Raw genomic sequence first — 13,672 nt, forward strand, 5'->3', positions numbered from 1 at the left:
CGCGCACCGTGGCGCTGTCGACCGGGCACGGCGCAGTGGCTCGCCCGTGGGAGGATCGAACCCATGCGTCTCGTCGTCGCCGGCAGCCCCGCTGCGGCCGTCCCCACCCTCCGCCGTCTGGCGGCGTCCGACCACGAGATCGTCGCGGTGCTCACGCGGCCGGCCACCCCGCAGGGCCGCAAGCGCGCCCTCACGCCGACCCCGGTGGCCGTCGTCGCCGCGGAGCTCGGCCTACCGGTCATCGAGGCCTCGCGCGTCGACGACGCCGTCACCGCCCGGATCGCGGACCTCGACGTCGACCTCGGCGTGATCGTGGCCTACGGTGCACTGCTCCGCCGCCCGGCGCTCGGAGCCCCGAGGCACGGCTGGATCAACCTGCACTTCTCCGACCTGCCGGCGTACCGCGGTGCGGCTCCCGTGCAGCGTGCGGTGATGGCCGGCGACACCCGGACCGCCGCCACGGTCTTCCAGCTGGTCGAGGCGCTGGACGCCGGCCCGGTCTACGCCGCCCGGCCCTTCGAGATCGACCCCGAAGCGACCTCGGGCGAGGTCCTCGCGGCGATGGCCGAGGTCGGCGCCGACGTGGTGGCGGACGTCGTGGACGCCATCGCCGCCGGTACCGCCATCGCGACCGAGCAGGCCGGCGAGCCCACGCTCGCCCCGAAGCTCACGATCGACGACGGCCGCACCGACTTCGCCGCGCCCGCCGCCGCCGTGCACGCGCGGCTGCGCGGGGTCACGCCCGAGCCCGGCGCGTACGCCCACCTGGGCGAGACCCGCGTGAAGCTGCTCCGCAGCACGATCGAGCCGGGAGGCACGCAGGACCCCGCCCCGTCGCTCGCGCCCGGTGCGCTCGCACTCCACGGCGGTCGGCTGCTGGTCGGGACCGCCGACACCCCGCTGGTGCTGCTCGAGGTGCAGCCGGCGGGCAAGAAGGCGATGGACGCCGCCGCCTGGGCCCGTGGCCTCGGCGAACTGGACGGGAAGGTCCTCGCATGAGCCCCCAGACGAAGCCCCAGGGTGCCCGCCGCGGCCCGCGTCCGGCGAGTGCCCGCCGCGTGGCGTTCGACGTGCTCCGCGCCGTGCAGGTCGACGACGCCTACGCGAACCTGCTGCTGCCGACGCGCATCCGCCGCGCCGGGCTCACCGCCCGCGACGCCGGGTTCGCGACCGAGCTCACCTACGGGTCGATCCGGATGCTCGGCCGCTACGACGTGATCATCGCGCTGGCATCCGGTCGCCGGGCCGAGAACATCGAGGCGGACGTCCTCGACGTGATGCGTCTCGGTGCGCACCAGCTGCTCGCCATGCGCACGCCGACGCACGCCGCCGTCGACGCCACGGTCGAGCTCGCCCGCGAGGTCGGTGCCCGCCGCGCCACCGGGTTCGTGAACGCCGTGATGCGCAAGATCGCCGCCCGCACCGACCAAGAGTGGGACGCCCTGATCACCGAGGGCCGTGCAGGGGACGCCCTGCTCGCCACCCGCTGGTCGCACCCGGTCTGGGTCGTCTCGGCGCTCCGCGACGCCCTGGCCGCCGAACGCTCCCGCGACGAGCTCGCCGCCCTGCTCGCCGCCGACAACGCCGCACCCCGGGTGCAGCTCGCGGCCCTGCCCGGCCTCGCCACCGACGAGGACATCGCCACCGCGACCGCCCGCACCGCCCCGGACGACGACACCGACGCCGCGTTCGCCGACGCGACCGGTGCGGACGACGTGCCCGCGGCCCTGGTGCCCGCCGACGACGAACCGGAGGCCGACGGTGCGACGGGCACCGTGCCTCCCGTCCGGACCGACGAGCCCGTCGTGCAGGCGGATGCCGCACCGGTGTCGCCCGTCGGCATCCGCGGCATCAGCGGCGACCCGGCGCGCGTGCCGGGCGTCGCCGCCGGACGCCTGCGCGTGCAGGACGAGGGGTCGCAGCTCGCCGCGCTGGCGCTGAGCCGCTCGTCGGACGTGCGTGCGGGGGAGCGGTGGCTCGACATGTGCGCCGGGCCGGGCGGCAAGGCCGCGCTGCTCGCCGCCGAGGCGCGGCAGGGCGGGGCGACCCTCGTCGCCAACGAACTCGTGCCCGCTCGGGCCGGACTCGTGCGGAACGCCCTCGGCGTGTTCGGCGACCACGTGCGGGTCGTCGAGGGCGACGCCCGTCGGTACGGACGCGACGGCACCGGGATGACCTTCGACCGCATCCTGCTCGACGCCCCGTGCACCGGGCTCGGTGCGCTGCGTCGCCGACCGGAGGCACGTTGGCGGAAGCTCCCCGAGGACGTCGAGGAGCTCGCTGCCCTGCAGACCGAACTGCTCGACGCCGCGGTCCGGGTGCTCGCACCGGGCGGGACCCTGGCGTACGTGACGTGCTCGCCGCACCTGGCCGAGACCCGCGGGCAGGTCGACGCGCTGATGGGGCGGCACGGCGACCGGCTCGAGCAGCTCGACACTGCCACGATCGTCCGGGGTGTCGCCGCACGTGACCCCGAGATCGCCGACGGTGCCACGGCGCAGCTGTGGCCGCACCGCATCGGGACGGACGCGATGTTCATCGCGCTGTTCCGTCGCGTCGACTGACCACCCCGCCGACCGGGATCGGGCTCAGCGCGACCGTCGGTAGGCACTGCCGTCGCACGTGTGCACGGCCGTGTCGTCGAACAAGGTGCGCAGGTTGTACGCGGCGCAGTCCCGGAAGGTACCGATGCTGATCCACCGCGCCGAGCGGCGCAGCTCGCCCTTGGATGGGCCGTCCGAACCGATGCCGGCGCGGTGGACCGTCCAGGCGATGTCCTGCGCCTCGGCGTCGAGGTAGCGCATCACCGACTCGTTGTCCGCGTGCTGTCCGATGTACTCCCGCGCGAGCGTCGACCGGACGAGGCGGAGCACGGGCGCGAGCCGCTTGCCGGGAGGCGCACTCAGCCCACCGGCCTGGTAGAGCAGCCGCCGGGTGCCGCTCCGGCGCATGGCCGGCACGAGCGTGCGGACGAACGCGGTGTTGACCGGTCGCTCGCGCTGCGCGGCGACGTCCCCGAGCATCACGACCACGCCCGTCACGCCCTCGAGCAGCGCGTCGAGGTCGAGGCCGTCGGTGACCGAGCCCTGCACGACCTGCAGGTCGTCGTGCTGGACCGCCAGCTTCGACGGTGTCCGGACGACGGCGCGGACACGGTGTCCGGCATCGAGTGCGAGCCGGGTGAAGTGCTGGCCGGTCTGTCCGGTCGCGCCGAACACGAGCAGGTGCTGTCGAGGTGTCATCCACCCAATCTAGGCAGTGACTAGAAAATAGGCAATGCCTAGTACCGCGATAGGCTCTCACCATGCCGGAGCGTCCCTTCCACCACGGGAACCTGCGTGCCGTGCTGCTCGACGAGGCCGTCCAGGTCCTGCGCGAGGACGGCGTCGACGGGTTGTCCCTCCGTGACCTGGCGCGGCGCGCCGGGGTCAGCCACGGTGCGCCGCGGAGCCACTTCGTCGACCGCCAGGCACTCCTCGACGCCCTCGCCGTGCTCGGTTTCGAGCGACTGACCACCGCGGTGCGCCGGGTCCTCTCCGGCTCGGGCGACCTCGACGACCGGTTCCGTCGGGTCGCCATGGCGTACGTCGACTTCGCCATCGACGACGCGGCGCTCATGGACCTCATGTTCCAGGCGTCGACGGCCGGCCGGTCCGGCCCCGTGCAGACCGCCGCCGAATCGCTGTTCGCCGTGCTCGACGGCGCGCTCGGAGCGTCCGCGCCGGAGCCCGGCGAGGACGCCCGGACCACCTTCAAGCTCCTGTTCGCCGCGACCATGCAGGGGATCGCGGGCCTCGTCGTGTCGCGCCGGATCGACCGCCCGCAGGGCGAGCGGCTGGTCGAAGCAGCACTCGGGACGATGCTCCGGTCCGACCTCGGCACGCGCGCCCTCGGCGACGGCTGACCCCACCCCCGGACGGCGCCGCGCGCACCCGGGCAGCGCAGCCAGGCAGGCGCACGCCGGTAGGCTTGCCCGGTGACGATCCGCATCTCGCCGAGCATCCTGTCCGCCGACTTCGCGAACCTCGAACGCGAACTCCAGCGCATCGAGACCGCCGACCTGGTGCACGTCGACGTGATGGACAACCACTTCGTGCCGAACCTGACCCTCGGGCTGCCGATCGTGCAGCGCCTGCAGCAGGTGTCGCCGGTGCCGCTCGACGTGCACCTGATGATCACCGATGCCGACCGCAACGCGCCGAAGTACGCCGAGACCGGTGCGTCGAGCGTCACGTTCCACTTCGAGGCCGCCGACGACCCGGTGGCGACCGCCGCGGCGATCCGGTCGAACGGTGCCCGCGCGGCCGTCGCCGTGAAGCCCGGCACCCCGATCACGCAGGTGCTGCACCACCTCGACGCCTACGACATGATCCTGCTGATGACGGTCGAGCCCGGGTTCGGCGGGCAGTCGTTCATGCCGTCCGTGATGCCGAAGCTCGCCGACGCCCGCGCCGCCGTCGACGCCTCCGGGCTCGACGTCTGGCTCGAGGTGGACGGCGGGATCGCCGTGGACACCGTGCCCGAGGCCGTGCGGAGCGGTGCCGACACGCTGGTCGCGGGCTCCGCGGTCTACGGCGGCGAACCCGCCGCGCGCATCGCCGACCTGCGCGAGGCCGCCGCTCGGGCACGCTCGTGACCGGGGGAGCGCCGGACGGTACCGGCGTGAGCGAGGCGAACACCGCCTCCCGTCCGGACGGTGCGTCGGCAGCGTCAGCGGAGACCGGTAGCCTGGACCCCGTGAAGACGTTCGACGACCTGTTCCAGGAGCTCACCGAGAAGGCGCGCACGCGCCCCGAGGGCTCCGGCACCGTCGCCGAACTGGACGCCGGCGTGCACCAGATCGGCAAGAAGATCGTGGAAGAAGCCGCCGAGGTCTGGATGGCGGCCGAGTACGAGGGCGACGAGCGCACCTCGGAGGAGATCTCGCAGCTGATCTACCACCTCCAGGTCCTCATGGTCGCCAAGGGGCTCACCCCGGCGGACGTCTGGCGACATCTGTAGGACGAGCTCGGGCACCAGCCCGCGCACCGACCTCGATCCGCCACGACCCCGACCAGAAAGCAGACCCCTGATGCTCCGCATCGCCGTGCCCAACAAGGGCTCCCTGTCCGAGACCGCGTCCGACATGCTGCGGGAGGCCGGGTACGCCGGCCGCCGCGACCCGAAGGCGCTGCACCTGCTCGACGAGCGCAACGGCGTCGAGTTCTTCTTCCTCCGCCCGCGGGACATCGCCACGTACGTGGGGTCCGGCGCGCTCGACGTCGGCATCACCGGCCGCGACCTGCTGCTCGACTCCGGGTCCGAGGCGCACGAGGTCGACGCGCTCGGCTTCGCCGACTCCACCTTCCGGTTCGCCGGCACGCCCGGTCGGTTCGCCTCGCTGCAGGACCTCGACGGCGTGCGCGTGGCCACGAGCTACCCCGGCCTGGTCGGGGCCTTCCTCGCCGAGCACGGGGTCAGCTCCACGCTCGTGAAGCTCGACGGCGCGGTCGAGAGCGCCGTGCGGCTCGGGGTCGCCGACGCCGTGGCCGACGTCGTGTCGACGGGCAGCACGCTCCGGCAGGCGGGCCTCGAGATCTTCGGCCCGGTGATCCTCGAGTCGACCGCGGTGCTCGTCTCCACCGACGAGACCATCCCGGGCATCGACGTCCTGCGCCGACGCCTGCAGGGCGTGCTCGTCGCCCGTGGCTACGTGATGCTCGACTACGACGTCCCCACGGCCCTGCTCGAGCAGGCGACCGCGGTGGCGTCCGGCATCGAGTCGCCCACGGTCTCACCGCTGCACGACCGCGACTGGGCGGCGGTCCGCGTGATGATCCCACGCGACGACGCGAACCTCATCATGGACGCGCTCTACGACCTCGGCGCCCGGGCGATCCTCGTCAGCCCGATCCACGCCGCACGCCTGTGACCCCCGGAGGCGTGTCGGTCCGGGTCATCCCGTGCCTCGACGTCAAGGGCGGCCGCGTCGTCAAGGGCGTCAACTTCCTCGACCTGCAGGACGCCGGTGACCCCGTCGAGCTCGCGGCTCGGTACTACGAGCAGGGTGCCGACGAGCTGACCTTCCTTGACGTCGGCGCCACGGTCGAGAACCGGGCGACGATGTACGACACCGTGACCCGGACGGCCGAGCAGGTCTTCATCCCGCTCACCGTCGGCGGCGGGGTGCGCAGCGTCGACGACGTCTCGCGGCTGCAGCAGTGCGGCGCGGACAAGATCGGCGTGAACAGCGCAGCGATCGCCCGGCACGAGCTCATCGGCGAGATCGCCGACCGGTTCGGTGCCCAGGCCGTCGTGCTGTCGCTCGACGTCAAGCGGTCCGACCGGATGCCCTCGGGCTTCGTGGTCACCACCCACGGCGGGCGGACCGAGTCCGACCTCGACGCCATCGCGTGGGCACGCGAGGCCGTCGAGCGCGGCGCGGGGGAGCTGCTCGTCAACTCCATCGACGCCGACGGCACGAAGAACGGGTTCGACCTCGAACTCGTGGCCGCGGTGCGCGCCGTCTCGTCCGTCCCGGTGATCGCCTCGGGAGGCGCGGGTCGCGTCGAGCACTTCGCCCCGGCCGTCGACGCGGGTGCGGATGCAGTCCTCGCCGCCAGCGTCTTCCACCGTGGCGAGATGACCGTGGGGGACGTCAAGGCCGCGCTCCGCGCGACCGGTCACGCCGTCCGCTGATCCGCCGCCGTAGGCTAGGAGCCTCATGACCGACAGCACCAGCACCGACACCGAGGCGGTCCTCGACCGCGCACACTTCGGTGCGGACGGCCTGCTCCCCGCCATCGTGCAGGAGGAATCGTCGAAGGACGTCCTCATGCTCGGCTACATGGACCGGGAAGCCCTCCGCCGCACCCTCACCGAAGGCCGTGTGACCTTCTGGTCGCGGTCGCGGAACGAGTACTGGCGGAAGGGCGACACGTCGGGACACGCCCAGTACGTCCGTGGTGCCGCGCTGGACTGCGACGACGACACGCTCCTCGTCACGGTGCAGCAGGTCGGGGCGGCGTGCCACACCGGTGCGCACCGGTGCTTCGACGTCGACCCGCTCGCGCCCGTGACCATGTCCGCCCCGGCGGACACGGCCGTGGAGCCGACCCGATGACCACCGCGACGATCTCCGAGACCCCGCACACGACCTCCCGACCGGAGTTCGACGGCCTGCTCGGCGACCACCGTGTCCTGCCGGTCGTCCGTGCGCTGTACGGCGACAGCGAGACGCCGGTCGGCGTCTACCGCAAGCTCGCCGACGGCCGCCCCGGGTCCTTCCTGCTCGAGTCCGCCGGCCAGGGCGGCCTGTGGTCGCGCTGGTCGTTCGTCGGCGTGCGGAGCTTCGGCGTCCTGACGCAGGACGGCGACCGCGCGGCCTGGATCGACACCGGCATCGACGCCGAGCGCGCCGTCGGGTCGCTCGACGGTGCCCCGCTCGAGGTCCTTGCACGGTTGCACGAACGCTGGGCGACGCCCCGCGTGCCCGGCTCGCCGCCGCTCGTCGGCGGCACCGTCGGCTTCATCGGGTGGGAGGCCGTGCGCCAGCTCGAGCACCTGCCGAACGTGCCGCCGGCCGACTTCGACGTCCCCGGACAGGCGCTGTCCTTCGTCTCCGAACTCGCCGCGCTCGACCACCGCACCGGTCTCGTGCTGCTCGTCGCGAGCGTGCTGAACGACGGCACCGACGACGCGGACACGCTCTGGGCGGACGCGCAGCAGCGACTCGATCGCATGCAGGGCGACCTGGTGCAGCCGAGCGTCGCGACCGTGGCCGAGGCGTTCGAGATCGCCGAGCCGACCCCGACCCACCGCACGAGCCCGGCCGACTACATGGCGGCCGTCGAGCGCTCGAAGGACTTCATCCGCGACGGTGACGTGTTCCAGGTCGTCATCTCGCAGCGGTTCGACCACGAGGTCACGGCCGACCCGCTCGACGTCTACCGGGTGCTCCGGACGCTGAACCCGAGCCCGTACATGTACTTCCTCGCCCTCGCGGACACCGCCGACGAGCGGTTCTGGATCGTCGGCGCATCGCCGGAGGCGCTGGTGAAGGTGCAGGGCGACCGCGCCATCACGCACCCGATCGCCGGGTCCCGCCCGCGCGGTGCCACCCCGGAAGCGGACGTCAACCTCGGCGAGGACCTGCTCGGCGACCCGAAGGAGCGCGCCGAGCACCTGATGCTCGTCGACCTCGCGCGCAACGACCTGCAGAAGGTGTGCGAGCCCGGCACCGTCAGCGTCACCGAGTTCATGACCGTCGAGCGGTTCAGCCACATCATGCACCTGGTGTCGAGCGTCGAGGGGCGGGTGCGTCCCGACGCCTCGGCGATCGACGTGTTCCGCGCGACGTTCCCGGCAGGCACGCTCTCGGGCGCGCCGAAACCGCGTGCGCTGCAGATCATCGACGAGCTCGAACCGGCGAAGCGCGGTGCGTACGCCGGAGTCGTCGGGTACTTCGACTTCGCCGGTGACGCCGACCTGGCGATCGCGATCCGCACCGCCCTGATCAAGGACGGCGTGGCCCGCGTGCAGGCCGGGGCCGGACTCGTGGCGGACTCCGACCCGGAGACCGAGCACGTCGAGGCGGTCAACAAGGCCGCTGCCCCACTGCGTGCCGTCGCCACCGCCAACCGGATGCGCGAGGTCCGCTCGTGAAGCGTTCTCGTCCGATCGTCGTCGTCGCCGGGCTCCTGGTCGCCGGCGTCATCATGCTCGCCTGGACCCAGACCTGGTTCACCGTCCGCCTGCACGCGGGTGCCGCCGTCACCTCGACGGTCGCGGCCGACGGGGCGGCGGTCGTGCCGCAGTACACCGCGCTGGCGATCGCGAGCCTCGCGCTCTTCCTGGCGATGACCATCGCGGGACGGGTGCTGCGCATCGTGCTCGCCGCCGTCGAGATCCTGCTCGGACTCGGCGTGGTCGTCAGCGGCATCACCGCCCTCGGCGACCCCATCGCCGCCGCACGCGGTGCCGTCGGCGAGGTCGCCGGGGTCAGTGACCTCGGCGCCGTCCGCGGGGTCGTGTCGAGCGTCTCCGTGAGCCCGTGGCCCGCCGTCGGGATCGCGGGCGGCGTGCTCGCCGTGCTGCTCGGCGTGGTCGTCATCGTGGTCCAGCGCGCCTGGCCCGGCCCGAGCCGGAAGTACGGTGCCGCCACCGCCGGAGCCGCCGCAGCAGCACGTGCAGCAGCACCCGTCCAGCGCGACGCGGTCGTCGACTGGGACGACCTGAGCGCGGGCGTGGACCCGACCACCGCCGACGGCGCGGGCGCGGAGGCGCCGAGTGACGACACGGTAGGATCGACAGGGCGTCGCTCGACCGACGACGCCGGAGCAGAACGAGGAGCACCGTGAGCAACACTGAGCCCGCAGAACTCGGCGAAGGCCACTCGCCGGCCGCCTGGACCGCCGTCGTGATCATGCTGATCGGATTCGCGGCAGGCACGCTGTTCTTCTGGTTCGACCAGCCGTGGGGCGTCTGGGCCTCCGCTGGCGTCGTCCTCATCGGCCTCATCGTCGGTGGCGTGATGAAGAAGGCCGGCTACGGCGTCGACGGTCCGAAGTTCGTCCCCAAGCACCACGGCGAGTAGGGGTCTCCCGATGCCGAACGTGCTCGAGACCCTCGTCGCGGGCGCGCTCGAGGACGCCGCCGCCCGTCGTGTCGACCGTCCGTACTCGGACGTCGAACGCGACCTCGACCGGGTGGCGTCGCCGCTCGACGCCCTCGCGTTCCTCAGCCCGGGTGACCGGGTGAAGATCATCGCCGAGGTCAAGCGCGCCAGTCCGTCCCGCGGGTCGATGGCCGCGATCGCCGACCCAGCCGCCCTCGCCGCCGACTACGAGCGTGGCGGGGCCTCGACGATCAGCGTCCTGACCGAGGGCCGCAAGTTCCTCGGCAGCCTCGCCGACCTCGAAGCCGTGAAGGCCCGCGTCGGGGTGCCCGTGCTGCGCAAGGACTTCATCGCCGACCCGTACCAGGTGATCGAGGCCCGGGCGTCCGGTGCCGACGTCGTGCTGCTCATCGTGGCGGCGCTCGAGCAGGCCCGTCTGGTCGAGCTGCACACCCTGGCCGAAGAACTCGGCATGCGCGTGCTGGTCGAGGCCCACTCCGGTGACGAGGTCACGCGTGGCCTCGACGCCGGTGCCCGCATCCTCGGCGTCAACGCCCGTGACCTGACCGACTTCTCGCTCGACCGCGACCTGTTCGGGTCGCTCGCCGACCGCATCCCCGACGGGGTCGTGCGCGTCGCCGAGTCCGCGGTCTCCGGTCCGGCCGACGTCGCCCACTACCGTGCGGCGGGCGCCGACGTCGTGCTGGTCGGCGAAGCGCTCGTGACGGGGGACGACCCCGCCGCGACCCTGGCGTCCTTCGTCGACGCCGCCGACCGGGCCTGACCGGCTCCGCCCACGTATCGAGGCCGCCGACCGCGGCCGCACGTTCCACCCGTCCGACGCGGCCGACCAGCCGCGTCGGACTCGTCCCGGGAGACACATCGTGACCTCACTCCGCGACCTGCACGGCCCCTACTTCGGTGACTTCGGCGGACGCTTCGTCCCCGAGTCCCTCGTCCTCGCGCTCGACGAGCTCGAGGCCGCCTTCCGCCAGGCCTGGGCGGACCCGGCGTTCCGTGCGGAGCTCGACGAGCTGCAGCGCGACTACACGGGGCGCCCCTCGATCATCACCGAGGTGCCGCGCTTCGCGAAGCACGCCGGTGGCGCCCGGGTCATCCTGAAGCGCGAGGACCTGAACCACACCGGGTCCCACAAGATCAACAACGTCCTCGGCCAGGCCCTCGTCGCCCGTCGGCTCGGCAAGACCCGCCTGATCGCCGAGACCGGTGCCGGCCAGCACGGCGTCGCCACCGCGACCGCCGCAGCCCTGTTCGGCATGGAGTGCGTCGTCTACATGGGCGCCGTGGACACCGAGCGACAGGCCCTCAACGTGGCCCGGATGCGCCTGCTCGGTGCCGAGGTGATCCCGGTCGAGACCGGTTCGCGCACCCTGAAGGACGCCATCAACGACGCCCTGCGCGACTGGGTCGCCAACGTCGAGTCGACGCACTACCTGCTCGGCACGGTCGCCGGTCCGCACCCGTTCCCCGAGATGGTGCGCGAGTTCCACAAGGTCATCGGCGAGGAAGCGCGCCAGCAGGTCCTCGACCGCGTCGGTCGTCTGCCGGACGCCGTCGCAGCGTGCGTCGGCGGCGGCTCGAACGCGATGGGCATCTTCGAGGCGTTCCTCGACGACGAGTCCGTCGCACTGCACGGCTTCGAGGCCGGGGGCGACGGCGTCGAGACCGGTCGGCACGCGGCGAGCATCACGCTCGGTCGCGAGGGCGTCCTGCAGGGCGCGAAGTCGTACCTGATGCAGGACGAGGACGGCCAGACGATCGAGAGCCACAGCATCTCCGCCGGACTCGACTACCCGAGCGTCGGACCGGAGCACGCGTACCTGGCGTCGATCGGCCGCGCGAAGTACCAGCCGATCACCGACACCGAGGCCATGGAGGCGTTCCGCCTGCTGAGCCAGACCGAGGGCATCATCCCGGCGATCGAGTCGTCCCACGCCCTCGCCGGTGCGATGAAGCTCGGCAAGGAGCTCGGCCCCGAGGGCGTCGTGCTCGTGAACCTGTCCGGCCGCGGTGACAAGGACGTCGCGTCCGCCAGTCGCTACTTCGGCATCCTCGACGAGAACGCGGTGCAGCTGTGACCACGAACAAGACCGTCGCCCAGACGATCGACGCCGCCAACGCCGAGCGCGCCGGAGCCGTCGTCGGCTACCTGCCCGCCGGGTACCCGAACCTGCAGACCAGCGTCGACGCCGCCGTCGCCCTCGCCGAGAACGGGGTGGACGTCATCGAGTTCGGTCTGCCGTACTCCGACCCCGTGATGGACGGGCCCGTGATCCAGCGGGCAGCCGAGGAGAGCCTAGCGAACGGCTTCCGGGTCGCACAGGTCTTCGACGCCGTGCAGCAGATCACCGAGCGGGCCGACGTGCCGGTCCTCGTCATGACCTACTGGAACCCGGTGCTGCGCTACGGCGTGGACCGCTTCGCCGACGACCTCGTCGCCGCCGGTGCCGCCGGCCTCATCACGCCCGACCTCATCCCCGACGAGGCCTCCGCGTGGACCGAGGCCTCCGAGCGGACCGGCCTCGACCGGGTCTTCCTCGCCGCACCGTCCTCGTCGGACGAGCGCATGCGCCAGGCGGTCGAGGCCAGCCGTGGGTTCGTGTACGCCGTCTCGACGATGGGTGTGACCGGTGCCCGGGTCGGCGTCGACGTCGCCGCACGCACGGTGGTGTCGCGCCTGCGTGACGCCGGGGTCGAGCGCACCTGCGTCGGTCTCGGGATCTCGACGGCCGAGCAGGTCGGCGAAGTGCTCGAGTACGCCGACGGCGCCATCGTCGGGTCCGCGTTCGTCCGTGCGCTGGCCGACCTCGGTGTGCAGGGTGTGGCCGACCGTGCCGCCGACCTCGCCACCGGCGCCCGCCGCCGCTAGTCCAGTTCCTGTCCGGCCCGCGAGCCGCGCTACAGTGAGCGAGGCCGACGCCACGTCGACCGCGCCCCGTCAGTTCCGAAAGGCGACAGCACCTCCATGCCCCTCCTGAGCATCCCGAGCCCGAGCACCGCCTGGCAGTACTTCGACCTGACCGCCTGGCTGCGCGACGCGTTCGGCTGGTCGCTGCCCCTCGACTTCCGCATCCACGCGTACGCGATCTGCATCCTGATCGGGATCGTGGCCGCGGTCGTCCTGGCGAACCGACGACTCAACGCCCGTGGCGTCGAGCGCTGGATCATCATCGACATCGCGATCTGGGCCGTGCCCGCCGGCATCATCGGCGGTCGTCTCTTCCACGTGTTCACCCACGTGTCCGACTACTTCGGCCCCGGCATCGACCCACTGTCCTTCCTGTACATCTGGGAGGGCGGGCTCGCCATCTTCGGGGCGCTCATCCTCGGGTCGGTCGGTGCGTGGATCGGCTGCCGTCAGGTGGGCCTGCGGTTCACGTCGTTCATCGACGCGGTCGTGCCGGGCGTCCTGCTCGCACAGGCCTTCGGTCGCCTGGGCAACTACTTCAACCAGGAGCTCTTCGGCATGCCGACGAGCCTGCCCTGGGGCCTCGAGATCGACTCGAGCAACGCCGCGTTCCCGAAGGGCCTGCCCGAGGGCACGCTGTTCCACCCGACGTTCCTGTACGAGATCATCTGGAACGTCCTCGGTGTCGTCGTCATCCTCTTCCTGGCGCGCAAGTTCACGCTGCAGTGGGGCAAGGTCCTCGGCCTGTACCTGATCTGGTACGGCGCCGGGCGCTCGGTGCTCGAGTCCATCCGCGTCGACACGAGCGAGACCTTCTTCGGCGTCCGCACCAACGTGTGGGTGGCCCTCGCCGCGGTCGTGATCGGCATCCTGATCTTCGTGGTGCAGAGCCGTCGCCACACCGGCAAGGAGCCGAGCCCGTACCTGCCGGGTCGCGGGCCCCGTCCGACCTCCGTTGTAGACTCCGAGGACACCTTCTCGGAGCACGATGACGACGCAGCAGACGGCGTCACGAGCGACGAACCGGTCACGACCACTCGCTGATCCCGTGGTGGGAGCACCCGCTCCCGACGACCACCGGTCGCGTGCAGCACCACCAGCAGCAGCAGCACCAGACGGTCTCCGCCACAAGCGGGGCCCAGCAACCT

General features: G+C 72.4%; 16 protein-coding genes. 15 read left to right on the forward strand and 1 reads right to left on the reverse strand.

The features are described from left to right. Nucleotides 1–63 precede the first annotated feature (63 nt). Entirely contained in the window at nt 64–999 is a 936-nt protein-coding gene (locus QRN49_RS03890; protein ID WP_284753996.1) for a methionyl-tRNA formyltransferase, read from the forward strand. Next, nucleotides 996–2,564, forward strand: a complete 1,569-nt coding sequence (locus tag QRN49_RS03895; RefSeq protein WP_284753997.1) for an RsmB/NOP family class I SAM-dependent RNA methyltransferase — start codon at nt 996–998, stop codon at nt 2,562–2,564. Before QRN49_RS03890 ends, QRN49_RS03895 begins: the two co-directional genes overlap by 4 nt. 24 nt (nt 2,565–2,588) lie before the next feature. Here QRN49_RS03895 and QRN49_RS03900 read toward each other — a convergent pair whose 3' ends face one another. Further along, nucleotides 2,589–3,242 (reverse strand): NAD(P)-dependent oxidoreductase, encoded by a 654-nt coding sequence (locus QRN49_RS03900; RefSeq protein ID WP_027465731.1) that lies wholly within the window; start codon nt 3,240–3,242, stop codon nt 2,589–2,591. 62 nt (nt 3,243–3,304) lie between these two features. Here QRN49_RS03900 and QRN49_RS03905 point away from each other — a divergent pair, with 62 nt between their 5' ends. The 13 genes from QRN49_RS03905 (at nt 3,305) to lgt (ending at nt 13,568) form a co-directional block, all read left to right on the forward strand. Further along, complete coding sequence (locus QRN49_RS03905) at nt 3,305–3,904, forward strand: TetR/AcrR family transcriptional regulator (RefSeq protein WP_284753998.1); 600 nt, start codon at nt 3,305–3,307, stop codon at nt 3,902–3,904. Between the two features lie 72 nt (nt 3,905–3,976). Beyond that, nucleotides 3,977–4,636 carry a ribulose-phosphate 3-epimerase gene (gene rpe, locus QRN49_RS03910; RefSeq protein WP_110864565.1) on the forward strand — a complete coding sequence of 220 codons (660 nt, stop codon included), beginning with the start codon at nt 3,977–3,979 and terminating at the stop codon, nt 4,634–4,636. A 101-nt stretch (nt 4,637–4,737) separates the two neighbouring features. Continuing rightward, nucleotides 4,738–5,001, forward strand: coding sequence for a phosphoribosyl-ATP diphosphatase (locus QRN49_RS03915; protein ID WP_027465728.1), 264 nt, complete (start codon nt 4,738–4,740; stop codon nt 4,999–5,001). Nucleotides 5,002–5,071: 70 nt separating this feature from the next. Beyond that, a complete protein-coding gene (hisG, locus tag QRN49_RS03920) occupies nt 5,072–5,911 on the forward strand; it encodes an ATP phosphoribosyltransferase (protein WP_027465727.1) in 840 nt (279 codons plus the stop codon). An 11-nt stretch (nt 5,912–5,922) separates the two neighbouring features. Then, the gene (gene hisF, locus QRN49_RS03925; RefSeq protein WP_232536485.1) at nt 5,923–6,678 is read left to right on the forward strand and encodes an imidazole glycerol phosphate synthase subunit HisF; all 756 of its coding nucleotides are present in this window, start codon (nt 5,923–5,925) and stop codon (nt 6,676–6,678) included. A 25-nt stretch (nt 6,679–6,703) separates the two neighbouring features. After that, nucleotides 6,704–7,102 (forward strand): phosphoribosyl-AMP cyclohydrolase, encoded by a 399-nt coding sequence (hisI, locus tag QRN49_RS03930; protein ID WP_110864563.1) that lies wholly within the window; start codon nt 6,704–6,706, stop codon nt 7,100–7,102. Beyond that, nucleotides 7,099–8,643, forward strand: coding sequence for an anthranilate synthase component I (locus tag QRN49_RS03935; RefSeq protein WP_163343587.1), 1,545 nt, complete (start codon nt 7,099–7,101; stop codon nt 8,641–8,643). The genes hisI and QRN49_RS03935 overlap by 4 nt, the downstream gene beginning before the upstream one ends. Further along, on the forward strand, nt 8,640–9,338 hold the full coding sequence (locus QRN49_RS03940) for a Trp biosynthesis-associated membrane protein (RefSeq protein WP_152377811.1): 699 nt from the start codon (nt 8,640–8,642) through the stop codon (nt 9,336–9,338). The genes QRN49_RS03935 and QRN49_RS03940 overlap by 4 nt, the downstream gene beginning before the upstream one ends. Beyond that, nucleotides 9,335–9,574 (forward strand): HGxxPAAW family protein, encoded by a 240-nt coding sequence (locus tag QRN49_RS03945; protein ID WP_017887200.1) that lies wholly within the window; start codon nt 9,335–9,337, stop codon nt 9,572–9,574. Before QRN49_RS03940 ends, QRN49_RS03945 begins: the two co-directional genes overlap by 4 nt. A 19-nt stretch (nt 9,575–9,593) precedes the next feature. Then, on the forward strand, nt 9,594–10,379 hold the full coding sequence (trpC, locus tag QRN49_RS03950; RefSeq protein WP_111039113.1) for an indole-3-glycerol phosphate synthase TrpC: 786 nt from the start codon (nt 9,594–9,596) through the stop codon (nt 10,377–10,379). A 100-nt stretch (nt 10,380–10,479) separates the two neighbouring features. Next, a complete protein-coding gene (trpB, locus tag QRN49_RS03955) occupies nt 10,480–11,694 on the forward strand; it encodes a tryptophan synthase subunit beta (RefSeq protein ID WP_071244754.1) in 1,215 nt (404 codons plus the stop codon). Continuing rightward, a complete protein-coding gene (trpA, locus tag QRN49_RS03960) occupies nt 11,691–12,485 on the forward strand; it encodes a tryptophan synthase subunit alpha (protein WP_071403730.1) in 795 nt (264 codons plus the stop codon). The genes trpB and trpA overlap by 4 nt, the downstream gene beginning before the upstream one ends. A 96-nt stretch (nt 12,486–12,581) precedes the next feature. Continuing rightward, nucleotides 12,582–13,568 (forward strand): prolipoprotein diacylglyceryl transferase, encoded by a 987-nt coding sequence (gene lgt, locus QRN49_RS03965; protein ID WP_071244753.1) that lies wholly within the window; start codon nt 12,582–12,584, stop codon nt 13,566–13,568. Nucleotides 13,569–13,672: the final 104 nt, after the last annotated feature.

The organism is Curtobacterium sp. ME-Dv--P-122a (assembly GCF_030209645.1).
In the GTDB taxonomy this organism is placed as follows: domain Bacteria; phylum Actinomycetota; class Actinomycetes; order Actinomycetales; family Microbacteriaceae; genus Curtobacterium; species Curtobacterium flaccumfaciens.

Bases quoted from the DNA above. Each gene is read 5' to 3' on its own strand.
- QRN49_RS03890 (WP_284753996.1), top strand. From the start codon at position 64: ATGCGTCTCGTCGTCGCCGGCAGCCCCGCTGCGGCCGTCCCCACCCTC.
- QRN49_RS03895 (WP_284753997.1), top strand. From the start codon at position 996: ATGAGCCCCCAGACGAAGCCCCAGGGTGCCCGCCGCGGCCCGCGTCCG.
- QRN49_RS03900 (WP_027465731.1), bottom strand. From the start codon at position 3,242: ATGACACCTCGACAGCACCTGCTCGTGTTCGGCGCGACCGGACAGACC.
- QRN49_RS03905 (WP_284753998.1), top strand. From the start codon at position 3,305: ATGCCGGAGCGTCCCTTCCACCACGGGAACCTGCGTGCCGTGCTGCTC.
- hisG (WP_027465727.1), top strand. From the start codon at position 5,072: ATGCTCCGCATCGCCGTGCCCAACAAGGGCTCCCTGTCCGAGACCGCG.
- hisI (WP_110864563.1), top strand. From the start codon at position 6,704: ATGACCGACAGCACCAGCACCGACACCGAGGCGGTCCTCGACCGCGCA.
- QRN49_RS03935 (WP_163343587.1), top strand. From the start codon at position 7,099: ATGACCACCGCGACGATCTCCGAGACCCCGCACACGACCTCCCGACCG.
- lgt (WP_071244753.1), top strand. From the start codon at position 12,582: ATGCCCCTCCTGAGCATCCCGAGCCCGAGCACCGCCTGGCAGTACTTC.